This window comes from Amantichitinum ursilacus, assembly GCF_001294205.1.
GTDB classification, from domain to species: domain Bacteria; phylum Pseudomonadota; class Gammaproteobacteria; order Burkholderiales; family Chitinibacteraceae; genus Amantichitinum; species Amantichitinum ursilacus.
The window spans coordinates 343,848-367,966 of the sequence record NZ_LAQT01000003.1; the positions used below are offsets into that span (position 1 = coordinate 343,848).

Consider the following 24,119-nt stretch of genomic DNA (forward strand, 5'->3'; position numbering starts at 1 on the left):
GCCCCGATCCATCTGCCGTCACGTCAAATCGGGTGAGTACAGTCTGCAAGGAGCGTTGCCATGGGCGACATGAAAATCAAGGTGTACCGCGTACACAGTTATGAATGTTGGGTGGATCAGGACGGACCGTCGCCCACATGGCGCACGATGGAAGAAATCCGTGCCAAAGGTCTGGCCGTCGATGAAAGCCAGTGGCTGCTGGTGAACGCCCGCGATATCCGTAGCGGCCGTTATACCGCGCCGGATCAGGGTGCGCTGGCGCGGTTCTGGGCTCGCGTGGTTAGCGTGCTGCGTTACTGGACTGACAGCCGCATCGATGGAGGGGCAGTGCAGCGTTTGCGTTAACCCGCAAGCGCCGAAGTGAGAGAGAGAGCGTTACTCGGCCGCATCCTTGATCAGGATGCGGCCTTTTTTTTTATGCGGCGCTGGCGCGATGTTTTGCCCACAGCGCGACGGCTGTCGCCGCGCCGTGACTAAGTCCGGGGCGTTTGATCCAGCGCAATTAATGCCAGGGCTTGCCGGGTAATAGTGAATGCAATCAGAGCAATCTGAATATGCAAGCAAAGCAACCGGGAGTCGCGCGATGAAAATGACGTTTCCGTGGCAAGGCCCGGCCGATCCGGTCTCGCTGAGCCTGATCAGCCAGATACCCGGCGTGCACGGCATCGCCGCCAGCCTGCCGCATATTGCCGTGGGCGAGGTGTGGCCCACCGTCGACATTCTGGATTTGCAGGCGCGCGCCGGTAGCCATGGCTTGCCGCTGCACGTGATCGAAAACCTGCCGGTGCATGAAGACATCAAGCTGGGTCGCTATACGCGCCAGAGCCTGATTGACCAGTTCATCACCACGCTGACTCACCTGGCGCAATGCGGCATTGAGGTGGTCAGTTACAACTTCACCCCGTTGTCCGAATGGAGCACCGCCGTGCAACGGCGCTTGCAGCCGCAACCGACTGAGGCCGCGTGCGCATCGGCGGTGCTGGCTGGCTGCCCGCTGACCGAGCAGGGCGTGCCGCCCGGTTGCGTGGCCAGCCAGTTGCCCGCGCAGATCGAAGCGCTGCAAAACGCGTGGTATGCGATCAGCCCGGCTGGGCTATGGCGCAATCTGCTGTTTTTTCTGCAACGGGTGGTGCCGGCCGCCGAAGCGCTGGGCATCAAGCTGGCGCTGCATGCCGATGCCGCCGAATACATCCGCCCGGCCGTGCCGCTGGCCTTGGCGACGCCGGAAGATTTGCTGCGCGCCATCACCGCCGTCAACAGTCCGGCCAATGGGCTGGCGCTGCGTTGCGGCGGCCCGGCTGCAGCACGGCCACGCGATTTGCTGGAACTGGTGCGCGAATTCGGCTCGCGCCAGCGTATGCATTACCTGCATCTGGGCGAACCGGACGCGCCGGGTGGCCCCTACGACGGGTACGCCCAGGGGGTCGATGCCGCCCAGCGGCGGCACGCGCGCTGGGCCATGCAGGGCCAGGTGCTGCAGGCGTGTCGCAGCGTGGGTTATCAGGGGTTTGTCCGGCCCGGCTACGGGTTGGTCAGTCAGCAGGCGGTGGACGAAATCCGCCTGGGCATGAGTGAGCGCGCGCTCGGCGCTGCTTATTTCGAAGGCTTGTGGGATGGCCTCTATCAGCAAGCCGCAACCGACGGGAAATTGCATCCATGATCTATCCAGAACTCCCTTTCATGCCTACCGACCTTGATGGCAAAGTGGTTGTCATCACCGGCGGCGGAGGCACCCTCTGCGCCGAACTGGGCGGCGCGCTGGCCCGGTGTGGCGCCAAAGTGGCGCTGCTCGATCTTGATCTAAAAGCGGCCGAAACCGCCGCCGCCAATATCTGCGGCGAAAACTGCGATGTCATCGGGTTGTTTGCCGATGTGCTGGACGAGAAAACCCTGCTGGCCGCGGCCGAACGCGTCAAAAACGAATTCGGCCCGTGCGATCTGTTGATCAATGGCGTGGGCGGCAACCATCCGCGCGGCACCACCACGCATGATTTTCTGGAAAAAGCCGATCTGGGCGATCCGGAAATCACCACGTTTTTTGATCTGGATACCGGCGGCATTGATTACGTGTTCAAGCTCAATTTTCTGGGCGTGTTGATGCCCACGCAGATTTTTGCGCGCCAGATGATGGGCCGCGAAGGCTGCTCGGTGATCAATATCTCGTCGATGAACGCCACCCGGCCATATACGCGCATTCCGGCGTATAGCGCGGCCAAAGCGGCGGTCAGCAATCTGACGCAATGGCTGGCGGTGCATTTTTCGCGCACCGGCATTCGCGTTAACGCGCTGGCACCCGGCTTTTTGCTGACCTCGCAAAACTTCAATCTGATGATCGACCAGACTTCGGGCCATACCACCGAGCGTGCCGCACGCATCCTGACGCAAACGCCGATGCAACGCTTTGGCGAGCCTAAAGAGCTGGTGGGGCCGTTGTTGTGGTTGGCCAGCGCGGCGGCGTCGGGTTATGTAAATGGCGCGGTGATTCCGGTGGATGGGGGCTTCCAGGCCTACGCCGGGGTGTAACGCAGCGGGGTAGTGGCACCCCGAAAACAACGTGACGTGCTGGACGGCGGCTGACATGCAACCAAATGGTTGCATAATCCAGTGCATGGACGACGATGCCGTATTCAAAGCGCTGGCCGACCCACATCGCCGGCAATTACTGGACCGACTGTTTGACCGCAATGGCCAGACGCTCGGTGAGCTGTGCCACGGCCTGGAGATCTCGCGCCAGGCCGTGGCCAAGCATCTCGCCCTGCTGGAAGCAGCCAATCTGCTGTCTTGCCAATGGCAAGGCCGCGAAAAGCTGCACTACCTGAACCCGGTGCCCATCAATCAGATCGCTGAGCGCTGGATTGGCAAGTTTGACCAACACCGGCTGCGCGCGCTGTCTGCGCTCAAGCAGGCGCTGGAAGGAGATCCTCATGGCTAGTGCAAGCACGTTTGTGTATGTCACGTTTATCCGCACCACCCCGCAAAAACTATGGCAGGCGCTGACCACGCCGGAATTTTCGCGGCAGTACTGGTTTGGCGTCAGCACGGTTTCCAGTTGGGAAACCGGCGCGCCCTGGGCGCTGAAATTTGATGACGGCCGAGTGCCTGACAGCGGCATCGTCACCGAGAGCGACCCGCCGCGCCGCCTGGCGCTGACCTGGCGGCACGAACTGGTGGCCGAAGAAGGCTACACCCGCTGCGTGTTTGATCTGGAACCCGACGGTGACAGCGTCAAACTGACCATCACGCATACCTCTGAGCTGGAACATTCCAAAGTCATCCAGCACATCAGCAAGGGTTGGCCCAGGATTATTTCCAACCTTAAATCGCTGCTGGAAACCGGCACGGTGTTGTTTGCCGAGCGTATCCAGACGTGCAGTTGATGCGCTAATCCTGAGCATCCAGTCAGTCGGAAAGCGGCAACCCGCGCTCGCCACCTGCCGCTATCGCCGGGCCCATAGGGTGGGTCATGACCCACCATCCAGAGTGGCATGCCAAGGTATGGGTACTTGGCAATCGGCTTTGGGTGGTGGGTCGTGACCCACCCTATGGCTGGCCGCGATTTGATGGTTGTTTTCTTTATCGTGTCATTGGGCGTTTCCGTTCGGGAAACGCCCTGTTTTTTTGTCGGTGGCAAGTAACTGGATCATCCCGCCTAAGTCAAGGCTAAGTATGTATCTGTAGCGCGATGACGTCGGCGGATACAGAGGAGGGCGATTTTATGTTAAAAATGCGAACCATTCTCATTACTAAATACGTCAACCATGTCATTGCTTTCTGCGAAATCAGCGCGACGCCTCGCGCTCACCCCTCTGACTGGCGCGCTGGCGCTGGCTTGCGCCACCCCACTAAGCTTTGCCGCCGACAGCGCCGCCGATGCGCCGGTGCTGCAAGAAACCGTGGTTAAAGCCACCGCCGTCAGCGAAAGCGCCACCGGCCCCATCAACGGTTATCACGCCACGCGCAGCAGCACCGCCACTCGCACCGATACCCCGCTCAACGAAGTGGCCCAATCGATCACCGTGATCGGCGCCGATCAGATTCGTGACCAGAACGCCCAGACCATGCAGGAAACGCTGCGCTACACCGCTGGCGTCAATGCCGATGCGTACGGCCTGGATAACCGCGGCGACTGGTTTGATCTGCGGGGCGGCAGCGAAGGCTCCACCCTGCTGGATGGCATGCGGTTGATGCTGGCGGGCAACTACGGCGATGTGCGCAACGAGCCGTATTCGTTTGAACGCGTCGAGGTTTTGCGCGGCCCGGCCTCGGTGATGAGTGGACAGAATGGCCCCGGCGGCGTGGTCAATATCGTGTCCAAGCGGCCGCTGGCCGAAGCACAACATGAGATCGCGCTGCAATACGGCAATCACGATCACAAACAACTGGCCATCGACAGCACCGGCCCGCTGACGCAAGACGGCACCGTGCTGTATCGCGTGGTGGGTTTGCTGCGCGACGCCGGCACGCAAGTGGAGCATGCCGATGAAGAACGCCAGCTGATCGCGCCCTCGATTACTTTCAAGCCCAACGAACGCGTTAGCTTTACCGCCTACGCCGAATACCAGAACGACCGCAGCGGCAACACCGATGGTTTTTTTCCGATTGCGGGCACGCTGAATGAAGCACCCAACGGCCGCATTCCGGAAGACACCTTTGTCGGCGAGCCGTCGTTTGATGAATACGGCGGTGTGCGCACTCGCGTCGGCTATGAGTTCAACTACACCTTCAACGACACCTGGCGCATCAGCCAGAACACGCGACACGACGCGGTTAACGGCAAGATGCGCAGCATGTACGCCAACTTCTGGGAAGTGGATCGCCAAGGCAATGGCTATGGCAGCGATGCGCTCGGCGCCAATCGCACGCTGAATCGCACGTGGTATGCCGCCGATGACAACAGCGGCGTGACCACCGCCAATGCGGTGGCGGTGGGCAAGTTTGCATGGGGCGCGACGCAACACACGGTGATGGCGGGCGTGGACGCGATGCGCTCCAACAATACCTCCACCTCGTGGAGCGGCGACGCCACCGCGCTCGACGTGTATGCGCCGGTGTACGGCACATTTGATCTGCCCGATCTGCGCAGCACGCCCGGTTATACCGCCACCACGCACGTCAACGATTACGGCGTGTTTGCGCAAGACCAGATCAAGTTCCAGCAATGGGTTGCCACGGTGGGCGTGCGCCACGACAAGGCCACCACCACGGTCGACACCAGCAGCGGCGGCAATTCGGATAGCGGCGCGTGGAGCAAGAACGTCGGCGTGGTGTACCTGGCCCCGGCCGGCTTATCGCCGTACCTCAGTTATTCCGAATCGTTTGAGCCCGTTACCGGCACCGATGCGCACGGCGCGGCGTTTGTGCCCAAGCGCGGCAAGCAGGTGGAAGCGGGGGTGAAATGGGTGGCCAACGCCCAGTTCGGCGCATCGGCCGCAGTCTACAAAATGAAGGAAAAGAACCGCCTGACCACCGACCCGGACAATATCAATTACTCGGTGCAGGCCGGTGAGATCACCACCGAAGGCGTCGAACTCGAAGCCACCGGCAATCTTGGCAATTGGGATGCCGTGGGCAGCTACACCTTTACCCGCGCCCGCACCACCGCCAGCAGCGACCCCAGCGACGCCACACTGGACAAACACGTCGCCAACGTGCCGGAAAACATGGTCAAACTGTGGGCCGCCTACCGCTTTACCGGCTTTGGCCTGCCCAGATTGCGCGTCGGCGGCGGCATGCGCTTTACCGGCGTCACCTACGATGGCACCGACCAGCTGAAGATTCCGTCGTACACGCTGTTTGATGCGATGGCGTCGTATAACGCCGGCAACTTTACCTACGCGCTTAACGCCAGCAACCTGTTTGATCGCACCTGGATTGCCAGCTGCGGTACGCGCGGCGATTGCTGGTATGGCACGCGCCGTAAAGTCATCGGCACGGTCAGCTACAACTGGTAAGCCGGGCTGGAAACGGGCGGCGGTCTGCTGGCAGTGGATCGCCGTCCGTTTATTGCGCCAGCGGCAGTACGTCGTTAACCAGATGCACCAGCACGCGGCCCGGCTCTTCAATCTCCATCATGTGGCTGGAATTCTCGAACCACACCAGCGCTTTCTTCGGCGCTTTCACGCGCGCCATCCAGGCGGCGGTCACCGAGGGCGGCGTGGTGGTGTCGTGCCGCCCGGCAAACATCAGGATCGGACAATCAAACTGCGTGACGTCGCTGAAATCAAATGCCAGCAGTTCGGGCAACAAGCGCGGCAAAGACAGTTCGGCGCCGTGATCGATGGCGGCAACGTTGTCGCGCGTGTATTCGGGCGACAGCAGCGCCAGCCGCGAGTAGTAATCCAGACTGTCGCGGCCGTAGACCAACCCGCCCAGCGCCATCACCCATTTGCGTTCGGTATTGATCTGCGCCAGCGTGACGTGGCCTTTGGCGTCGGGGTAGGGCGCGAGCGCGGTCAGCTCAGCGCTGGCGCTGGCGTTGGTTTTAGCCAGCTTCAGCGTCTGGGCATAGCTGGCGCGTTCGTTGTCGCTGCCATTGATGACCTGGCCCATGCCGATATACGCGTACAACAATTCGGGATGTTGCCCCGCCAGGCTCAGCCCCACCAGGCTGCCCCATGAATGCCCCACCACAAACACTTTGGGCTTGCCGTAGCGTAACTGAATAAAGCGCACCACCTCGGCGGCATCCTGCACGATGCGTTGTAGCGACAGCGTGGGGCCCACCCTGGCCGGATCATTCAGATCGTAGCTTTTGCCCGCGCCGCGTTGGTCCCATTGCACCACGGTAAAGTAATCTTCCCAGCCGCTTTGATAGGCCCAGCTCATCGGCATCTCGGGCGAGGCCGGGCCGCCGTGGATGACCAGCAAGAGCGGGTTGGCTTTATCGCGCCCGCGCACCGACAGCGCCTGCGGGATGCCGCCGATCAAGGGCGTCAGCTGCTCGTTAACGCCTTGCGGGGTGACGATGCGTTGCCACTCGGCGATGATCTTGCGCGCGTGGGCGTCGGGGTTGGCGGGGGCAGGGGCGGCCTGGGCCAGGCTGGCGAGGATGAGCTCACCCAGACTTAGGCAGCGGTGTAGAAGGCGCATTGAGGGTCCTTGATGGCGAAATCGAAGGGGCAGTGCCTTGCAGTCTAGATGATGGGGTTGTGGGCGAAACGGATTGCGGCTTGACGTTGCTTGGGTGCGTTAGCCGAACGAGGGGTGTCGTCGCTAGCGCGGAACCACGTACATTTTGGGATATGCCTTGGAGGCGGGATGGCCGCGAATGCGGCCGGGGCCTGTGGCCCCGAATTGTGCGTTGCCCCCAAAAAAACGGGGGGTAACGCACCCTACGCGTCCAGGGCTGGCTTCATTGAACGGATCAAGGCAGCCCGCGTTGCCATAGCCGCCACCATGGTCCGCGGCCTTCGGCGTAGGCCATGCGGGCGGGGACGCTTAATTCGATTTCGGTGCCTTCGCCCGCGCGTGACCATACCGTCAGATGCGCGTCCAGCTGGCGCGCGCGTTCGCGCATGCCCGCCAGGCCAAAGTGGCCGGGGCGGCCGTTTTCGATCAGTTCATCTGGCATGCCGATGCCGTCATCGCGCACGTGCAGTACAAACTGACGATCGCCAAACACCAGTTCCACTTCCAGATGCTGCGCCTGGGCATGCTTCAGCGCATTCAGCACGGCTTCGCGCGCGATGGCGTAGGCCTCGGCGCGCAACGGCGCTTGCAGGCTGCGACGGCTGTGGCCCGCCACGTGCAAGGCAAAATCAATGTCGTGCGTATGCCCCAGCGCGCTGCCCATGCGGTTAAGCGCCTGCACCAGGTCGTCCGGGATGGCGCTGGCTTCGCGCAAATCCATCACCTGATCGCGGCCTTCGCTGACCGCCGCATCGGCCTGGTCCAGCGCGGCTTCAAATTCGGCGCTCAGTTGCGGATCAACGCGTTTGCCGATCGCCTGGAAGCGCAGAATCGTGCCCTGCATGCTTTGCAGCAGCGTGTCGTGCAGATTGCGCGCGATGCGCTGGCGCTCGGCGATGCGTACTTCGGTACGTTCACGCACGCGTTCCGAAATCTGGCGGATGCGCAGCAAATACAGCCCGTACAGCGCCGCCAGCGCCAGCAAGCCGCATGCGACGCGAAACGCGCGCGTCTGCGTTAACGTGGGTGGCACTTCAAAGTCCAGCGTCGCGCCCTTTTTATTCCACAGCCCGTCCTCGTTGGCGGCGATGACCTGAAAGCGGTAATGGCCCGGCCCGACATTGGTATAAAACGCCTCGCGCCGTCCGCCGGCATCCACCCAGCCCTGGTCCACGCCATCCAGCCGGTATTTGAAATGCATGCGCGCAGGAATGCGCTGGCCCAGCGCGGTATAGCTGATCTGCACATTGGCCGGGTTATGCGGCAGCGCTGGCAGTTGCGTGCCGGGCGCGCCTTGCCAATGCAGTTGGTCGGCGCGCAGGGCGGTCACTTCCACCGGCGGCACCAGCCCGTTGCGCGGAATATGTGCCGGGTCGATCCAGCCCACCGCCGAATCGGTGGCGTACCACAGCAGACCATCGCTGGCCTGCAGCAGCGATGGCCGCGCTTCCAGCATCGACGGCGTGCCTTCCATGCCTTGTTCGAAATCGAAGCGCTCGTTGTCGACGCGCCCGTTGCCCGCCATCGCGCGCGCCAGATCGGCCGCGGCAATGCGTGTCAGGCCGTCGCGTTCCATCATCCACAGCTCGCCATTGGCGCGTTGCACGATGCCGGTGACTTGCTGAAACGTGCGGCCGTCGCTGCCCAGCAGATGATGAAAGCGGCCATTCTCAAAATAAACCAGGCCGGTTTCGCCCCCGATCCACAAGCGCGGGCCGCTGGGATAAAAGCTCAGCGTTGCGCCAAAGTCCACGCCGTCGGCCTTGCCGAATTCGTGATACTGCGTGCCATCGATCATGCCGATATGGTTGCCCGGATAACCAATCCACAACCGGTGTTGCGCGTCTTCCTGCAGCGACAGCGGCGTGGGGCTGACGATCTCACTATGGCCACCTTTTTTAAGCCATTGGCCATCCTTGAACAGATACAGACCGCGCTGGATAAACGACATCCACACGCCGCCGCCCGCTGCGGGCGTCATCACCAGAATGTTGCGGCCGATGCATTCCTGCGGCACATCCCACGCCTGGCGCTGCTCGCCCTGGATATGCCAGATTTTTTTGCGGCTGCCCAACCACACCGAGCCATCGGGCGCGCGCGTGCCTGCCGTGGCGTCGAGGGTGGCGTCTTGCTGATACTGCCCGTCGGCGTGCACCACCACGGTATTCATATTCATGCTGGGCACCCAGCGCCGACCGTCGTCACCCAGCACCACGCCGTTGTGCAGCATCTGGCTGGGCATGCTCAGTTGCGTCAGCGTGTTGCTGCGGATGCGCTCCACGCCGCTGCGCGCGCCGATCCAGACGTTTTTTTCGCGGTCCTCAAACAGGCTCATGTCGTCTTCCACCGGCCCGCGCGGATAGATCGCCAGATGCAGCGGCGCGCCGCCTTGCAGATTGCGGTCGTACAGATGCATTACGCCGTCAAACAACACGCGCGGCTGGCCGTCGTTCATCAGCCATACGCCATCCACATGATCGGGGTCGCCGGGGCGGTTAAAGGTGATGACCTGGCGCTGGGCAAAGTCATAGCGCGCGGCGTAACGGTGGTCGCGCAGCAGCCAGATATCGCCCGCCGGGTTGGTGGTCAGCGCGCTGAGCGATCGGTCCAGCGGCGCAAAATGCGCCTCGCCCGGATGGCGCACGGTGATGCCCGCATCGCTCTGGATCCAGATGCCGCCTTCGCGATCGGCCGCGGCCACCAACGCGCGGGCGTCTTCGGCGCCTGCCTCGGGCCAGCGGCGCAACCAGCGGTCATTAACCAGTTCATACAAGCCCAGCGTGGTGGACGCGTAGGTCTGGCCCTGCACGGTATGGATAACGTGCGACACCGTGCCCACCGGCAGGCCATCGGCCTTGGTGTAATCGCGCGAGCCATGCGGGCTGAAGCGCGAAATGCCGCCGTACATATAGCCTATCCACAGCGTGTCACCGATGGCCTCGATGCCGTGTATGGCGTCTGAGGGCAGGGCGTGGCCATAGATCGAGGTCATGCGCTCAAAGTGCACGCCATCAAAGCGGTACAGGCCGCTGCCCACAAACCACAGCCAGCCATCGGGCGTTTGCGCCATCGGTGGGCTGCCATCGGGCGCGCCATCGCGCGTATGCCATACCGTGCTTTGCTGCGTGACCACGTCAAACGTGCCCACTTTGGGAAAATCCGCCTCGTTGGCGAACGCCCACGGCGCGCACGCCAGCAATGCGCTGGTCGCGCTCGCGCAGAGCACACGCAACAGAAAGGCTGACGGCGAAAGCGGCATGAGAGTCCGGGCAGAGCGTGCGAAAAGGAGGGGATTATATTGTTCGCAATGATCTTAGCGGGACTGGCGCGCGCACTCATTCCCTCTTTTGGGGGATCAAGCGCGGGTACAAACGCAAAAAGCCGCAGCAAACCAGTTGGCTTGCTGCGGCGAGGTCAGACCAGACCGGGCGCGGGCTTAGCTGCGGCGGCCTGATTCAAACAGGAACCACGTGCGGCGCTCGGCCTCGTCGATCCATTGTTCCAGCAGGCTGGCGGTGGCTACGTCGTTGTATTCGTCGCACAAGGCGTGGGTGGCGCGCATGTGGTTGGCGAAGGTCAGATTGTCTTCGCGCAGCTCGGCCAGCATGTCGTCGGGCGTGACGAACTCGGCATCGTTATCCAGCAAACGTTGCAGACGCACGATATGGCCGGTGGAACGCAGCGTGGTGCCACCCAGCTTGCGTACGCGCTCGGCCACCGGATCAGTAATCGCAAAAATCTGATCGGCTTGCTCGTCCAGCAGCAAGTGGTAATCGCGGAAATACGGGCCCGACATATGCCAGTGATAGTTTTTGGTTTTGAGGTACAGCGCAAAGGTGTCGGCCAGCAGCACATTAAGTTCGGCGCTGATATTGGTGACGGCTTCCTTGCTGAGTGCGGTCGGGGTTTTGAGCGGTGCGGCGCGGTGAGCGCCCAGTTTGGTGGCATCGGTCATGGCGTACTCCTTGGATTACGGGTTAACGAGCCACTGTAGCGGGCCACAGCGCAGGCGGGCTCGGCCATCAGCGCTGTCTCAATCTCGGTCGAATGGCAGGCGCGATGGGGGCGGGCGAGACTGACCGGATGGATATGCCTACGCGCCCGCCCGTTGCCGCGACTGCGGCGCTGATTGATCGATGCGTCCCGGGTTCTGATTGGTGCGCTGGCGGCTCCGCTTGATGCGCCTACGGCTCGGATTGATTGATGCGCCCAGGGCTTATGGCCGACGTCAGCCCGCGCGCAGCCCGGCATCATCGTTCGCATCCAGTCCGGGAGAATTCCGCGATGCTTTCGTCTTTGTCGCGCGCCAGGAAGGTTTTGGCTGCTGTCTGTTATTGCCTGATCGCCGCCTTGCCCATCCTTGCCGCCCCGCCCGCGCAAGCCGCCGCCCCGCAAGTGCGTACGCAAGCGCCGGGCTTCTACCGCATGATGCTGGGCGATTTTGAGATCACCGCCTTATCTGATGGCACGCATGCCTTCCCCATCGATAGTGCGCTGCAAAACACCAGCGCCAGCGAAGTCGCGCGCGACCTGGCGCAGGCCGAGCTGACCCAGCCGGTACAAGGTTCCATCAATGCATTTCTGATCAACACCGGCAGCAAGCTGATCCTGATTGATACCGGCGCGGGCGCGTTGTATGGCCCGTGCTGCGGGCGCTTGCTGGCCCATTTGCGTGCGGCCGGCTATCAACCCGCGCAAGTCGATGAGATTTTGCTGACGCATCTGCACAAAGACCATGTTGGCGGCGTGCTGGCGCAAGGCGTGGCCGCCTTCCCCAATGCCATCTTGCGCGTGGCCGCGCCTGAAGCCGCCTACTGGCTGGACGTCAGCCACAAGGCCAGCGCACCGGATTTTCTCGGCAGCTTTTTTGATAGCGCCATCGCCGCGGTCGCGCCGTATAGAGCGGCCGGGCACTACCAACCCATCAACGCCAATGGCCCGCTCGAACCCGGCATCAGCGTGCAGCTGGAACCGGGCCACACGCCGGGCCATGCCACCTATCGCATCGAAAGCCGCGGCAAGGTGCTGCTGGTGTGGGGCGACATCATCCACGTGGCCGCCATCCAGTTGCAAAACCCGCAGGTCTCGGTGGAGTACGACAACGACGCCGTGGCCGCCCGCGCCGCGCGCGTCAGATTGCTGCAGCAAAGCGCCAGCCAGCATGTGCTGGTGGCGGCCGCGCATATCGCGTTTCCCGGTCTGGGCCATGTGCAAGCCGCAGCGGATGGCACGTGGCGCTGGTTGCCCATCAACTACGAAGGAGACCCGATCGCCCACTGAGGCCACGTCCGGCTACCTCTGCCGGGTTAGCCGCAGCATGGTCGCATCGGCGATTTGCCCGCGACGGTGGCTGCGTATCGTAGCGACGTGACATTTCATCGGCCTCTTTCAGGCAACCACCCACTACATCCCACGGAGATTTCCTCATGACTCAAGACTTGGCCCCCGAGCAAGGCATGGACCGCCGCACGTTGCTTAAAACCGGCGCTGGCGCGGCGGGTGCTGCGCTGGCGGCCGCCGCCATGGCCCCGGCCGCTGCGCTGGCCGCAGGCACCACGTCTTCTTCCCACGTATCACACCACGGAAAACACAGCATGGACTTCGTAACCGTAAAAGACGGCACCAACATTTATTTTAAAGACTGGGGCACCGGCCAACCGGTGGTGTTCTCGCATGGCTGGCCGCTGAGCAGCGATGCCTGGGAACCGCAGATGCTGTTCCTGGTGCAGAAAGGCTATCGCGTGATTGCGCATGACCGCCGCGGGCATGGCCGTTCCAGCCAGTCGGCCAATGGCAACGATATGGATACCTACGCCGACGATCTGGCTGCAGTGATCGAAGCGCTGGATCTGAAAGGCGTGACGCTGGTGGGCCATTCCACCGGGGGCGGCGAAGTGGCGCATTACATCGGCCGCCATGGCAACCAGCGCGTGGCCAAGGCCGTGCTGATCGGCGCGGTGCCGCCGCTGATGCTGAAGACCCCCAACAACCCGGAAGGCACGGATATCTCGGTGTTCGACGGCATTCGTGCTGACGTCATCGGCAACCGTTCGCAACTGTTTAAAGACCTGGCCGTGCCGTTCTTTGGCTTTAACCGCCCCAACGCCAAAGTGTCGCAAGGCACCATCGACGAATTCTGGCGCGAAGGCATGGCCGGTTCGGCGCTGGGCCACTATCTGTGCGTCAAGCAATTCTCCGAAGTCGATTACACCGAAGATCTGAAGAAGATCGAAGTACCGACGCTGGTGCTGCATGGCGACGATGACCAGATCGTGCCGATCGACGCCGCCGGCAAAAAATCGGTGAAGCTGCTCAAGCACGGCACGCTGAAGATCATCGAAGGCGGCGCCCACGGCATGTGCGTGACCTCGGCCGACAAGATCAACGCCGAATTGCTGGCGTTTCTGCAGGCTTGATTCGGTTTGAGTTACATAAGCGGCCACGCACATTGCGTGGCCGTTTTTGTTTGCTCTGCCGCCAGGGCGGGTCGCTGGATTATGGTGTGAGCCTTGTTGCCCAGACCCACAGGCTTGCCAGTCCGCAGTTGCGCCAGCAGATCGCCTACGCACTCGCTAATCTGTACGATGCCCTGCCGCCCTACACCGGAGACCACCATGACCACGCTTGATCCCGCCATCCAGCACGTTTTTGACACTTACAGCAGCAGCGTCTACGCCAAAGACGAGGCGGCGTTTCTGGCTTTGTATGACGCGGACGTGCATGTGTTTGATATGTGGGGCCAGTGGGAATATCGCGGCCTGGAGGCCTGGCGCGGCATGGTCAGCAACTGGTTTGGCGGCGTGGGCGAGGTGCGCGTGGTGGCGGAATTTGCGCAGATCGAGGTCAGCGTGCACGGCGATTTCGCGCTGGCGCACGCCATTCTGACGTTCAAAGGCGTGGGGCCGGACGGCACGGAACTGCGGCAAATGAACAACCGGATGACGTTGGCATTGCAACGCAAGGACGCTGTCTGGAAAATCATCCATGAACACACCTCGGCTCCGGCGGATTTTGAGACGGGCAAACTGATTCTGAATCGCCAGGTGGGGTGAGTGCTGACGCCGCTGCGGTCGCGTGGCAGTATGCGCGGCTGCGTTTCTGCTCAATGCTTGATCAACCATCACCGCGCGCGCACAGACGCGGCACTCTGCAGCGAATGGCACGCGCGGGGAATGACCAATGACTGAGAGAAATAAAGAATTACAAAGCTGGGCTAGCGAAATGTTGGCCGATGTTGATATCAGCGCATTACCGATATTTGACGCCGCGGAGTTTCTGGATGATGAAGCGGTAATTGCGGCCTATCTTGCGGAAACCCATAAAGCGGGTGATGTTGTTTTATTGGATAACGCATTGAAGACCATTGAACGCGCTCGCGCATGGCATCAATTGCCCCGCCAGATTGAGTAAGGCGCGATCGAAGAGATTTGTATCAGCGCGGTTGAAACGAATGAATTGTGCAAGAATATTGCACTGTCATACGCGGTGACGTTTCGATACGTTTGCCCCAACCGAGACCCTATAAAAACGGAGCCCGACGATGAGCCCGATCGCACGAGGATTACTGACTGCCTATGCGCCCGCAGCGGCGTTGGGGGTGGCGCGTCTGCCGGTGACGGTGGTGGCCGCCACGGTGGGCACGGCCGCCAATGTGGCCGGCGGCGCGATCTCGGCGCTGGGCAATGGCGTGACCGCCATCGGTAACGGCATCAGCAGTCTGGGTAATTCCATCAACACCTGGGCTTGATGCTCTGGCCGCAGCGCCCGCAACAACGCCGATAAAAAACGCCGTGAATCGATCACGGCGTTTTTGCATTGCGGCCTGGCTTATTGCGCCAGTTTGGCGGTTTCGCAACCGGTGCTGCTGCATTCGCGCTGGCGTTCTTTCAGAAAGGCTACGCGCGCGTCGGTCATGGTGACTGCGCAATCCAGGTTTACAAAGTAACCGGTGCTGTCTTCGCGGCTGCACTTGGCGTCGCGGTCTTTGATCCAGGCCAGCTGCGAGGTTTTCAGCGCGGCTTGTTGTTCGGTGGTCAGTTGTTTGCGCAGTTCGGTAAACGTCTGGTTCAGCGTTTTATCGGATTGCGAAAACAGATTGCCCGCACAGTAAACCTGGTCGAAGGCGTTGCGCGGTTTGGCGCAGCCGGCGGCTTGGGCGCCAGCAGCCAGCGCGAAGGAAGCGACGGCCAGCGTCAGCAGAGTTTTTTTGATCATGAATGCACCTGAAAAGGGTTGAACACTGTCGGCACGCGCACAGTTGGGCCACAGCTTACCTTGCGCGCCAGCATGCCGCCGCTCGGTGCCGATCAGAGCACGGGATTTGATGCCAATTGCATACAGTCGAAAGCTAACGCGGGCCTAGGGTGGGTCACGACCCACCATTCAAAGTGATATGCCAAGTACATCGCTCGTAGCGGGTGGCTTTGAGTGGTGGGTCATGACGGGGACGCCGAGTCCCACCCTATGCCGCCAGCGCTTTAATGGTTCGGGACATCAGTGCGTTGACGTCAAAGCGTTGTTCCAGCCAGGCCAGCGTGGCCAGTGCGCTGGCGGGGGTGGCGTCGTAGCCTTGCATCAGTGGCGGCAAGTCGGCGGCGGCGCTGGGGTAGCGCGCTTCAAAGCGACGCTCATGCGCATAGATATCGCGCAAGGCGGTGGTCGCCGCTTCAAGCCGCGCGGCCAGTTGCATCACCCGGTTAACCGCATCCACCTGCACAAAGCGAAAGCCCGACAGCTTTTCGCCGCGCCGATACCGGCACAAGCCCACATACAGATTGCCCAGCGCCTCGGCCACCAGCCAGGCGTTGTCGCGCTGCGGTTCAGGCTCGGGCAGGCGGGTAGGGTTGACGATGGCAGGGTCGATGTCCGGCGTGGCCCAGACCATGCGGCCGGGCGAGTAAAAAATCTGCGGCAACTCGTCCAGTTCAAACACCGCAAATTCGCAAAAGATGCCGTCGTCGAACATCGCCTTGTGGCCATCCACGGTGTTCTGAAACTGAAACGCCAACGGCCGGATCGCGCTGAGCCAATCCAGGTCGCCAATCAATTCGGCTTTCCGCCCCGGCTGCGCAATCACAAAAAAATCGAGATCCGAATAAGCGTCGATGCGGCTGGTTTCCACGCCCACCGAGCCCAGCCCGAACAGCGCGCGCGCTTTGCCGCTGGCGGCCAGTGATTGGCCGATCTGGTCCAGCCGTTCCAGTAATTGTTGTGCGGTTTTGCCCATCTCGTCGTCTCCGTCGCCGATTGTTCCAAAGCGGTTTGAATGGCGTGGTTGCTAGCATAGACGAGGTTTCTAAAATTGCAATAAGCGCGGTGTGTTACAGCAGTGCGCTGACGTCGCCTTCACGCGTCAGCACCAACGCTTTGGCCATCACGGCTTCATATGAAGTCAGCAACTGATCCGCGCCGGCCGGGGTGGTTTGTGGTTGCGGGATGGTCTCAAACGGATTGGGGATAAACACCGCCCACACTTCGGCCTGGGGCCATTGCCGTTTAACGTGCGCCAGCACGGCGTCGAGTTTGTCGCGATGCTGTTCCGGCTGCATGGTGACAAAACAGATCACGCCTACCTGGCCCGGCGCCAGTTCGTGCGCCATATCCAGTTCGTCCAGCGCCAGATGGCGGCCGTCCATTTTTTGCATGCGCATGATGCGCACCAGGATTTCGGTGGCGATTTCATCGACCACGCTGCCCAGACCGGCCGCCAGAATCAGCTTGTCGCCCGGCACCACCTGGCCCGGTTGCGCCAGCTTGCGGCTTTCGCGTTCGCGCTGCTCGCGCAACTGGCGGCCGACGTTAACGCCTTCGATCACCGAATAGCCTTTGGTTCTGCGCCAGAAACGGGGCGTTTCGGTCAGCGCTTGCACCACGGCGCTCATGGCCGAACCCACCTTGATTTGCTCGGTGCGGGTGATGGCCCGGTCCGCAAAATCCATGCGCGCCAGATGCAGGGCGGGCAGCAGCACGGCGTCGCAATAGGCGGCTGGCGATTTGCGTTTTACATAGCTGCGTGCGCCCTGGATGATTTCTTGCGAATCGCCCGAGAGCGAGCGCTGATAAAAGTTTTCCGGCAGCGTCAGCGCGGGCACTTCGCCCAGCAAGACCTCCAGGATATGCAGCGGCTGGATATAGCGCCCGGCCACCACAAGACACAAAGTCAGCGGCGTGGACAGCACCAGCCCCACCGGCCCCCAGATCCAGCCCCAGAAAATGGCGGCGATGACCACCGCCAGCGGCGACAGCCCGGTGGTGTGGCCATACAGCTTGGGCTCTACCAGTTGCGACACCACCACTTCGATCGCGCCAAACAGAATCAGCGTCATGATCGCCATGGTCCACGTCGGGCTGATGGCAGCCGCCAGCGCCGTGGCGGCAATGGCGGCAATCCACAGCCCCACATATGGCACAAAGCGCAGGATGGCGGCCATCGAGCCCCATAAAAACGCATGCGGCAAGCCGATCAGCGCCAGGCCCAAACCCACCAGAATGCCCACACCGCCATTGACGGCAAATTGCGACAAAAAGAAACGCGACAGCCGTTCGCCCGCATCGTTAACCGCCAGCGTGGTGGCGCGCAGATCGTTTTTGCCGATCACCGAAATCAGCCGGTCGCGCAGCGCCTCGTGTTCCAGCAACACAAAGATCAGCACCACAAACACGATGCCCATGGTGCCCAGCGGGCCGCCAATGCCGCTGGCAAAGCGGCTGATAATCTGGATGGGCCGGGCGGGCGGTTGATGCACTTCCACCTGCAGGCGGCCATTGCCCGGCGTCACGATGCTGTTGGCGGGCGAGGGCGCGGTGCTGGGTTCATCGCTCAGCCAGCGAAACACCCGGTTGGCCGGGCCTGCCACGTCGTCAAGCTTGCCCACCGTCATCTGGTCCAGCATCACCAGCTTGTCGCGCACCGTGGCTTCGTACTGCGGCAGGCTGCTGCCCATACGCACCACTTGCGCGCCGATCACCAGCCCCACCATGCCCAGGCCCAACATCAGCACCAGTACCGCCACCACCACGGACGAGGTATGCCCAAAGCCCACGCGACGGTTGGCGCGCACCAGCGGCGCAATCAGCAAACTGAGCATGATGGCCAGCGTGATGGGGATGAGCACTTCGCGGCCAAAATACAGCAGCGCCAGCATGGCGGCCGCGCCGGTGATATTGGAGAGCTGCAACGCCGTATCGGGGGGAACAAGTCTGGATTTGAGCACGGGGGTTCCGGGTGCATCGGGCTACGTTACGGTGCGCGCGCCTCCAGCCCCAGCCCGCTACGCGCTGTGGCCGATACCGCGCGGGTACGTCGCCAGAAGGTGTCTTTACGAAAGCTGAGAGTATTCATGCCTGGGTTGTAGACCGCAATGCCATTGGCGATGACATTGCCGCCTTCCAGAATATTCAGCTGCAAAGTGTGCGATTGCGGGTCATACGCGGTCACTTCCAGCCGCACGCCGTCCACGCGCTTGCCATCCGCGCCCAGCGCCGCGCCCACGCCATCGCTATCCAGCACCAGCGCCCGGCCGCTGGCCAATGCTTCGCCGCGCAACACAGAATCGCGCGTGGTCCAGATGCCGGTCAGTTCTTCGGGCAAGGCCGTCGCGGCGTACGCCGTGTGCAACAGCAATAACAGCAAGCCAGCGCAAGCCCGGGTTAAACGCGAGGTCATTGTTTTTATTCCGGTTAAAGACAACGCACTCATCATAGACAGCGCCATGCGGGCTTCAACAGTCGTGCCTTTTTATTGCCGGCGCAGCAGGTGCGGCGGGCGGCCTCTAAGATAAGGTTTATCGCCCGCCGCCAAGGACTGCCGCCATGTTGCACCACTGGTCAATCCGCAAAAAGCTGTTGGTTAGCGTCACCCTGATCTTGCTGGCGTCGCAACTGGTGGCCGCGCTGGTGCTGGGCACGCTGTTTCGCAATGCGATGATCGATCGCGTGGAAAACGGCGAGCTCAAGCAAGGCGTGCTGGCGATTCGCAATGATCTGGATCGCTCGTTGTCACTGCCGGTGCAGGTGGCCGCCGATATCAGCAGCAATGCCTATCTGCTGGACTGGCTGAGCGCGGGCGAACCCGAAGCCGGTATCGCCACCTGGCAACGCTACGCCAGCAAGGTTAAGGCCAGCACGGGCTACCCGATCATCTCGCTGGTGTCCGAATCCACGCGCAAGTATTACGACGACGAACACGGCCTGCTGCGCATGCTCGACCCGGCGCATGACGGCTGGTTTGATGCCTTTATGAAAAGCGGGCAGCCCTATGGTTTTAATCTGGGCGTGGAGCCGGGCAAGCCGGTGATGATGTTTATCAACTACCTGGCCGATGACGGCCACGGCCATCGCGCCAATACCAGCGTGGGCCTGGATGTGACGGCCATGGCCAACCGCATTCGCAATTCCGCTATCGCCGGTTCGGGGCAGGTGTATGTGGTGGATGCCAGCGGCAAAATTCAGATCCACCGCGACCCGGCGCTGGTGAAGGTGGATAACAAGGTCGATTTCCGTACGCTGCCGGGTCTGAACGACGTGGCCGACAGCCTGTTGCACCAGGGCGAATTCAATCTGGCGCGTTATCAAGGCCCGCAAGGCGCGATGGTGGCGGTGTCCAGCTATGTGCCGGTGGCCAAATGGTTTGTGATTGTCGAAATGCCCGAAGCTGAAATCAGCGCCGTGGTTAATCGCACCATGCTGTGGCTGGTGCTGGTGGACGGGCTGGCGCTGGCGGTGTCCATCATTCTGGTGATTGCGCTGGTGGGCAGCATCACGCGGCCGTTGGCGCGGCTTAGCGAGGCGATGAAAGCGCTGGCCAGCGGGCGCGGCGATCTGACCGTGCAACTGGATGCGCGCAGCGGCGACGAAATCGGCCAGATTGCCAGCAGCTTCAACGCGTTTATGGGGCAGTTGCGCGACATGATGCTGCGCGTGCGCGACGGCACCGGCCAGCTCACGCAGAGCGTGGCCAGCATCAACGGCATGACGCAACGGCTGGCGCAGGATTCGCAACACAATGCCGAGATGGCGGGCGCAACCGCCGCCACCATCGAGCAAATCACCGTCTCGATCAGCGTGATTGCCGACAACTCGCAAGCCGCCACCGCCAACGTGGAACAAGCCGGGCGTATGTCGGCCAACAGTGCGCAGTCGATCAGCCGCGTGGCGGTTGAAATCAACGCGGTGGCCGACGCCATGCAGCGGCTGCGCGACGTAATGGACAGTCTGGCCGACAACAGCGAAAAAATTGCCTCGATGGCCACGGTGATCAAGGACATCGCGGGCCAGACCAATCTGCTGGCGCTCAACGCCGCCATTGAAGCCGCCCGCGCGGGCGAACAAGGCCGCGGCTTTGCCGTGGTGGCGGACGAGGTGCGCAAACTGGCCGAGCGCACCGGCCAGGCCACCATAGAAATCGCGGGCATGGTGCAGAGCATGCAGTTCGAATCGGGCGGGGCGATTGCCCACGCCCAGCAAACGCAAAGCGCGGTACGCAATGGCGTGGAGCTGGTGCAGGCCGCCATCCGCGATATCGAGGCGATTGAGGGCATGATGCAATCGGTGGTGCGCACTACCACCGATATCCGCGATGCCGCCGTTGAACAATCGCGCGCCACCGAGCAGATGGCGCAAAGCGCCGAACGCTTGTCCAGCCGCGCGCAGGAAGAAGACGAAGAGATCCGCAAGACCTCGGACGTGGCGGCGGCCATGGGCAAACTTGCCGCCGAACTTGCTGCGCTGGTCGCGCGCTTCAAGCTTTGACATCGCGGCAGCGACCGGCGCCATCCCCGGCCTTGATCAAAATTGCCGAAACCGTACGCGAGCATTCTGCGCCGCTCCAACCCGGGTGGCAGAAATTGAATGTTGTATGGCATTTCTGCCAGAATGCCGCGTGCGACAGTGCAGTTTTCCTGCAGACGGGAGACTGCGATGTCCTCACGCAATGTGCGTATCCTGGCCGTGTGCCAGGCGCTTTATACCAGCGCGCTGGCGGCTGATTTAACGCTGACCGGACTGGTCGGCTATCAACTGGCGCCCAACAAAGCCATGGCCACGGTGCCGTTTTCGATCATCACACTGGCCGCGGCGTTAACCACGATTTTTGCGTCGTTATGGATGCAACGCGTCGGCCGCAAACACGGCTTTATGCTGGGCGCGCTGGTGGGGGCGGCCGGGGGCGGCGTCTCGGTGTACGCGATTTTGCATGCTGATTTCTGGTTGTTTTGCGTCGGCACCGCCTCGGTGGGTATCTATCAAGCCTTCGCGCAGTACTACCGACTGGCCGCAGCCGATGGTGTCGGCCCGCAAGACAAAGGTCGCGCCATCGCCACCGTGTTAACCGGCGGCGTGATCGCGGCGGTGTGTGGCCCGGCGCTGGCCAACTGGAGCAAAGGTTTGCTGCCCGGCTCCGCCTTTGCCGGTGCCTATGCCGTCGTCACCATACTGGGTTTGATCGCCACTGCCGTGCTGGGCGTGGGTTATCGCAACGAAGCACCGCACAGCGTGGCCAATGTCGCCGCCGAACCCGCGCGACCGCTGCGCGCCATCGTGCGCCAGCCGCGATATCAGGCTGCGTTGGCCACCAACATCATCGGCTACGCCGTGATGATGTTTTTGATGACCGCCACGCCGCTGGCCATGATGTGCGCGCATCGCACGGTGGACGAGGGCGCGGGCGTGATCCAGTGGCATCTGGTGGGCATGTATGCGCCTGCGCTGGTGTCGGGCTGGCTGATTCGCAAACTGGGTGTTACGCCGGTGGTGATGACGGGGATTGCCTTGTCGGCGTGCACGGGCGTGCTGGCGATTTATGGCAGCAGCCTGGTCAGTTGGTATCTGGCCTTGCTGTGTCTGGGCGTGGGTTGGAATTTCATGTTTGTCGGCGGCAGTACCTGGCTGACGCAAAGTTATCGGCCGTCCGAGCGGGGCCGCGCACAGGCGCTGAGCGAGTTCAGCACCTTTGCCGCCACCGCGCTGGCCTCGTTGTTGTCCGGCCAGTTATTGGCGCACACCAGCTGGATCACCATCAATTTATTGACGTGGCCGCTGCTGGGTGTGGCGCTGTTATTTAATTTGCGACTGTTGACGGTGCGAGCCGCGCAGCCCGCCTGAACGAGGTAAACGCAATGCAAGCTGTGCCCGCGCGCCGGATCGTGATCGTGGTTTATCACAATGTGAATGTGCTGGATGTCGCCGGGCCGCTGGAGGCGTTTTCGCAAAGCGTGCGCATGCGGCCCGAGCTGCCGCCGTTTTATCAGCTGACGGTGGCGTCGCCGCAAGGCGGCGCGGTGATGACCTCGGCGGGCCTGCCCTTGCACACCGTGGCGCTGGCCGACATCGACCCGCTCGGCATTGACACCGTACTGGTGCCAGGCGGCGCCATCGGTAACCACGTGCCCGATGACGTCGCGCTGATCGCATGGGTGCGCCAGCATCAGCACCACTGGCGACGCCTGTGTTCGGTGTGCACAGGCGCGTTCTTGCTGGCGGCGGCCGATGTACTGGGCGATGCCGCCGTCACCACGCACTGGGATCATCTGGCGCAATTGCGCGGGCTATATCCCCAACTGGATGTGCGCGATGAACCGATCTTTTTGCAGCAAGGCCGCATCTGGACCTCGGCTGGCATAAGCGCGGGCATCGATCTGGCGCTGGCGCTGATCGAACAAGATCGCGGCCACGCCATTGCCATGGAAGTGGCGCAGCGGTTGGTGGTGTTTTTAAAGCGGCCGGGCAACCAGGCGCAGTTCAGCGCGCCGCTGCTGGCGCAACAACGCAGCCGCGCCGGCTTTGCCGAACTGCATGGCTGGATCAGCGCGCATCTGACCGCCGATTTGCGCGTCGAGCAACTGGCGGCGCGCGCGGGCATGAGCGTGCGCAGCTTCTGCCGCGCCTATCAAGAACAGCAAGGCACCACGCCCGCGCGCATGGTCGAAACCTTGCGCCTGGAAGCCGCCTGCCGCGCGTTGCAACAACCGCGCGCCTCGATCAAACGCGTGGCCGCCGACGCCGGTTTTGGCGACGAACAAAATCTGCGTCGCGCCTTTTTACGCCGCCTGGGCGTGCTGCCGCAGGATTATCGCGAACGCTTTTGTGCCGCCACCGCGGGGCCGGCAACGCCCACAGCCGCCGCCATGCCTGCCTGAACGACGCAAGCAACGCTTGCCAAGCGCCGCGTTTGATGCGACAACGCTGCCTTTCCTGGTGAGCACCTCAGCATGGCCGATTCCACCCAAGAACTGCAGATCGTCGATATCGAAACCGGTAGCGGCAAAGAAATCGCCAAAGGCGCGCTGATTACCGCGCACTACAACGGCTTTCTGGAAGACGGCACGGTGTTTGATTCGTCGTACACGCGCGGCAAGCCGTTCCAGTGCGTCATCGGTACCGGCCGCGTGATCAAAGGCTGGGATCAGGGTTTGATTGGCATGCGCGTAGGCGGCAAACGCAAACTGTGGGTGCCCGCGCATCTGGCTTATGGCGAGCGGCAAATTGGCGCGCATATCAAGCCGAACTCCAACCTGATCTTTGAAATTGAACTGATCGAAGTGCTGACGCGCGACGAATAAATCGGCCCGCGCACCTGGCGAAAACCAGTAGCGCCGCGCGCCGTCGAGCGCGCCAGCGATGAACTAGACTGGTTTTACAACTCAGATCACTAGAGCCGGAGGAACACCATGGCAATGTCGTGGCGGCAAGAAGGCGGCGTGGCGATCATCACGATCGGCGGCCAGCTTAGTTTTGATATGCACCGCGAGTTTAAAGAGATTGCGTCGGCTGCCATCCAGAGCCCGCTGGTGGACGAACTGCATCTGGATTTTACCGGCGTCACCTATCTGGATTCGGCCGCGCTGGGCATGTTGTTGCTGCTGCGCCAGCGCGTGGAGGGCTACCGCATCGTGCTGCTGAATTGCGGTCCGGGCGTGCGCTCGGTGCTGGATATCGCCAACTTCAGCAAGATTTTTGATATGCGCGACTAGGCGGCCCCGCCGGCAAACAACCCG

Annotated in this window: 23 protein-coding genes; 16 read left to right on the forward strand and 7 right to left on the reverse strand. The window is 62.1% G+C overall.

What is annotated here, in order from left to right:
- Positions 1-60 precede the first annotated feature (60 nt).
- The 6 genes from WG78_RS06320 (at position 61) to WG78_RS06345 (ending at position 5,951) form a co-directional block, all read left to right on the forward strand.
- Complete coding sequence (locus tag WG78_RS06320) at positions 61-345, forward strand: hypothetical protein (RefSeq protein ID WP_053936935.1); 285 nt, start codon at positions 61-63, stop codon at positions 343-345.
- Positions 346-583: 238 nt separating this feature from the next.
- Positions 584-1,660, forward strand: coding sequence for a mannonate dehydratase (locus WG78_RS06325; RefSeq protein WP_053936936.1), 1,077 nt, complete (start codon positions 584-586; stop codon positions 1,658-1,660).
- A gap of 20 nt (positions 1,661-1,680) precedes the next feature.
- Positions 1,681-2,523 (forward strand): SDR family oxidoreductase, encoded by an 843-nt coding sequence (locus WG78_RS06330; RefSeq protein ID WP_083458813.1) that lies wholly within the window; start codon positions 1,681-1,683, stop codon positions 2,521-2,523.
- An 85-nt stretch (positions 2,524-2,608) separates the two neighbouring features.
- Positions 2,609-2,932 carry an ArsR/SmtB family transcription factor gene (locus WG78_RS06335; protein WP_053936938.1) on the forward strand — a complete coding sequence of 108 codons (324 nt, stop codon included), beginning with the start codon at positions 2,609-2,611 and terminating at the stop codon, positions 2,930-2,932.
- A complete protein-coding gene (locus WG78_RS06340) occupies positions 2,925-3,377 on the forward strand; it encodes an SRPBCC family protein (protein ID WP_053936939.1) in 453 nt (150 codons plus the stop codon). The genes WG78_RS06335 and WG78_RS06340 overlap by 8 nt, the downstream gene beginning before the upstream one ends.
- A 381-nt stretch (positions 3,378-3,758) precedes the next feature.
- Positions 3,759-5,951, forward strand: a complete 2,193-nt coding sequence (locus WG78_RS06345) for a TonB-dependent siderophore receptor (RefSeq protein WP_053936940.1) — start codon at positions 3,759-3,761, stop codon at positions 5,949-5,951.
- A 49-nt stretch (positions 5,952-6,000) separates the two neighbouring features.
- Here WG78_RS06345 and WG78_RS06350 read toward each other — a convergent pair whose 3' ends face one another.
- From WG78_RS06350 to WG78_RS06360, 3 genes are all read right to left on the reverse strand, one after another.
- Complete coding sequence (locus WG78_RS06350) at positions 6,001-7,089, reverse strand: alpha/beta fold hydrolase (protein WP_053936941.1); 1,089 nt, start codon at positions 7,087-7,089, stop codon at positions 6,001-6,003.
- 274 nt (positions 7,090-7,363) lie between these two features.
- Positions 7,364-10,387 (reverse strand): sensor histidine kinase, encoded by a 3,024-nt coding sequence (locus WG78_RS06355; RefSeq protein WP_053936942.1) that lies wholly within the window; start codon positions 10,385-10,387, stop codon positions 7,364-7,366.
- 177 nt (positions 10,388-10,564) lie between these two features.
- A complete protein-coding gene (locus tag WG78_RS06360; RefSeq protein WP_053936943.1) occupies positions 10,565-11,083 on the reverse strand; it encodes a Dps family protein in 519 nt (172 codons plus the stop codon).
- A gap of 362 nt (positions 11,084-11,445) precedes the next feature.
- Here WG78_RS06360 and WG78_RS06365 point away from each other — a divergent pair, with 362 nt between their 5' ends.
- The 5 genes from WG78_RS06365 (at position 11,446) to WG78_RS06390 (ending at position 14,875) form a co-directional block, all read left to right on the forward strand.
- On the forward strand, positions 11,446-12,408 hold the full coding sequence (locus WG78_RS06365) for an MBL fold metallo-hydrolase (RefSeq protein WP_236691991.1): 963 nt from the start codon (positions 11,446-11,448) through the stop codon (positions 12,406-12,408).
- 146 nt (positions 12,409-12,554) lie between these two features.
- Entirely contained in the window at positions 12,555-13,544 is a 990-nt protein-coding gene (locus WG78_RS06370) for an alpha/beta fold hydrolase (RefSeq protein ID WP_236691992.1), read from the forward strand.
- 198 nt (positions 13,545-13,742) lie between these two features.
- Positions 13,743-14,180, forward strand: a complete 438-nt coding sequence (locus WG78_RS06380; RefSeq protein WP_053936946.1) for a YybH family protein — start codon at positions 13,743-13,745, stop codon at positions 14,178-14,180.
- A 127-nt stretch (positions 14,181-14,307) separates the two neighbouring features.
- On the forward strand, positions 14,308-14,538 hold the full coding sequence (locus WG78_RS06385; RefSeq protein WP_152969090.1) for a helix-turn-helix domain-containing protein: 231 nt from the start codon (positions 14,308-14,310) through the stop codon (positions 14,536-14,538).
- 130 nt (positions 14,539-14,668) lie between these two features.
- The gene (locus tag WG78_RS06390) at positions 14,669-14,875 is read left to right on the forward strand and encodes a hypothetical protein (protein ID WP_053936948.1); all 207 of its coding nucleotides are present in this window, start codon (positions 14,669-14,671) and stop codon (positions 14,873-14,875) included.
- 80 nt (positions 14,876-14,955) lie between these two features.
- On the opposite strand, the gene WG78_RS06395 is transcribed toward WG78_RS06390, so the two are convergent.
- The 4 genes from WG78_RS06395 to WG78_RS06410 all read right to left on the reverse strand — a co-directional run bounded on the left by WG78_RS06395 (position 14,956) and on the right by WG78_RS06410 (position 18,793).
- On the reverse strand, positions 14,956-15,342 hold the full coding sequence (locus WG78_RS06395) for a lysozyme inhibitor LprI family protein (protein WP_053936949.1): 387 nt from the start codon (positions 15,340-15,342) through the stop codon (positions 14,956-14,958).
- 247 nt (positions 15,343-15,589) lie between these two features.
- A complete protein-coding gene (locus WG78_RS06400; RefSeq protein ID WP_053936950.1) occupies positions 15,590-16,354 on the reverse strand; it encodes a hypothetical protein in 765 nt (254 codons plus the stop codon).
- A gap of 94 nt (positions 16,355-16,448) precedes the next feature.
- Positions 16,449-18,341, reverse strand: coding sequence for an AI-2E family transporter (locus WG78_RS06405; protein ID WP_152969091.1), 1,893 nt, complete (start codon positions 18,339-18,341; stop codon positions 16,449-16,451).
- A 26-nt stretch (positions 18,342-18,367) separates the two neighbouring features.
- Entirely contained in the window at positions 18,368-18,793 is a 426-nt protein-coding gene (locus tag WG78_RS06410) for a hypothetical protein (protein ID WP_053936952.1), read from the reverse strand.
- Between the two features lie 146 nt (positions 18,794-18,939).
- Here WG78_RS06410 and WG78_RS06415 point away from each other — a divergent pair, with 146 nt between their 5' ends.
- The 5 genes from WG78_RS06415 (at position 18,940) to WG78_RS06435 (ending at position 24,095) form a co-directional block, all read left to right on the forward strand.
- Positions 18,940-20,877 carry a methyl-accepting chemotaxis protein gene (locus WG78_RS06415; protein ID WP_053936953.1) on the forward strand — a complete coding sequence of 646 codons (1,938 nt, stop codon included), beginning with the start codon at positions 18,940-18,942 and terminating at the stop codon, positions 20,875-20,877.
- Between the two features lie 168 nt (positions 20,878-21,045).
- Complete coding sequence (locus tag WG78_RS06420) at positions 21,046-22,227, forward strand: MFS transporter (RefSeq protein ID WP_201782374.1); 1,182 nt, start codon at positions 21,046-21,048, stop codon at positions 22,225-22,227.
- 14 nt (positions 22,228-22,241) lie between these two features.
- The gene (locus WG78_RS06425) at positions 22,242-23,261 is read left to right on the forward strand and encodes a GlxA family transcriptional regulator (RefSeq protein WP_053936954.1); all 1,020 of its coding nucleotides are present in this window, start codon (positions 22,242-22,244) and stop codon (positions 23,259-23,261) included.
- A 72-nt stretch (positions 23,262-23,333) separates the two neighbouring features.
- Positions 23,334-23,684, forward strand: coding sequence for an FKBP-type peptidyl-prolyl cis-trans isomerase (locus tag WG78_RS06430; protein WP_053936955.1), 351 nt, complete (start codon positions 23,334-23,336; stop codon positions 23,682-23,684).
- 108 nt (positions 23,685-23,792) lie between these two features.
- On the forward strand, positions 23,793-24,095 hold the full coding sequence (locus tag WG78_RS06435; RefSeq protein ID WP_053936956.1) for an STAS domain-containing protein: 303 nt from the start codon (positions 23,793-23,795) through the stop codon (positions 24,093-24,095).
- Positions 24,096-24,119: the final 24 nt, after the last annotated feature.

Bases quoted from the DNA above. Each gene is read 5' to 3' on its own strand.
- WG78_RS06320 (WP_053936935.1), top strand. From the start codon at position 61: ATGGGCGACATGAAAATCAAGGTGTACCGCGTACACAGTTATGAATGT.
- WG78_RS06325 (WP_053936936.1), top strand. From the start codon at position 584: ATGAAAATGACGTTTCCGTGGCAAGGCCCGGCCGATCCGGTCTCGCTG.
- WG78_RS06330 (WP_083458813.1), top strand. From the start codon at position 1,681: ATGCCTACCGACCTTGATGGCAAAGTGGTTGTCATCACCGGCGGCGGA.
- WG78_RS06335 (WP_053936938.1), top strand. From the start codon at position 2,609: ATGGACGACGATGCCGTATTCAAAGCGCTGGCCGACCCACATCGCCGG.
- WG78_RS06340 (WP_053936939.1), top strand. From the start codon at position 2,925: ATGGCTAGTGCAAGCACGTTTGTGTATGTCACGTTTATCCGCACCACC.
- WG78_RS06345 (WP_053936940.1), top strand. From the start codon at position 3,759: ATGTCATTGCTTTCTGCGAAATCAGCGCGACGCCTCGCGCTCACCCCT.
- WG78_RS06350 (WP_053936941.1), bottom strand. From the start codon at position 7,089: ATGCGCCTTCTACACCGCTGCCTAAGTCTGGGTGAGCTCATCCTCGCC.
- WG78_RS06355 (WP_053936942.1), bottom strand. From the start codon at position 10,387: ATGCCGCTTTCGCCGTCAGCCTTTCTGTTGCGTGTGCTCTGCGCGAGC.
- WG78_RS06360 (WP_053936943.1), bottom strand. From the start codon at position 11,083: ATGACCGATGCCACCAAACTGGGCGCTCACCGCGCCGCACCGCTCAAA.
- WG78_RS06370 (WP_236691992.1), top strand. From the start codon at position 12,555: ATGACTCAAGACTTGGCCCCCGAGCAAGGCATGGACCGCCGCACGTTG.
- WG78_RS06380 (WP_053936946.1), top strand. From the start codon at position 13,743: ATGACCACGCTTGATCCCGCCATCCAGCACGTTTTTGACACTTACAGC.
- WG78_RS06385 (WP_152969090.1), top strand. From the start codon at position 14,308: ATGACTGAGAGAAATAAAGAATTACAAAGCTGGGCTAGCGAAATGTTG.
- WG78_RS06390 (WP_053936948.1), top strand. From the start codon at position 14,669: ATGAGCCCGATCGCACGAGGATTACTGACTGCCTATGCGCCCGCAGCG.
- WG78_RS06395 (WP_053936949.1), bottom strand. From the start codon at position 15,342: ATGATCAAAAAAACTCTGCTGACGCTGGCCGTCGCTTCCTTCGCGCTG.
- WG78_RS06400 (WP_053936950.1), bottom strand. From the start codon at position 16,354: ATGGGCAAAACCGCACAACAATTACTGGAACGGCTGGACCAGATCGGC.
- WG78_RS06410 (WP_053936952.1), bottom strand. From the start codon at position 18,793: ATGACCTCGCGTTTAACCCGGGCTTGCGCTGGCTTGCTGTTATTGCTG.
- WG78_RS06415 (WP_053936953.1), top strand. From the start codon at position 18,940: ATGTTGCACCACTGGTCAATCCGCAAAAAGCTGTTGGTTAGCGTCACC.
- WG78_RS06420 (WP_201782374.1), top strand. From the start codon at position 21,046: ATGTCCTCACGCAATGTGCGTATCCTGGCCGTGTGCCAGGCGCTTTAT.
- WG78_RS06425 (WP_053936954.1), top strand. From the start codon at position 22,242: ATGCAAGCTGTGCCCGCGCGCCGGATCGTGATCGTGGTTTATCACAAT.
- WG78_RS06430 (WP_053936955.1), top strand. From the start codon at position 23,334: ATGGCCGATTCCACCCAAGAACTGCAGATCGTCGATATCGAAACCGGT.
- WG78_RS06435 (WP_053936956.1), top strand. From the start codon at position 23,793: ATGGCAATGTCGTGGCGGCAAGAAGGCGGCGTGGCGATCATCACGATC.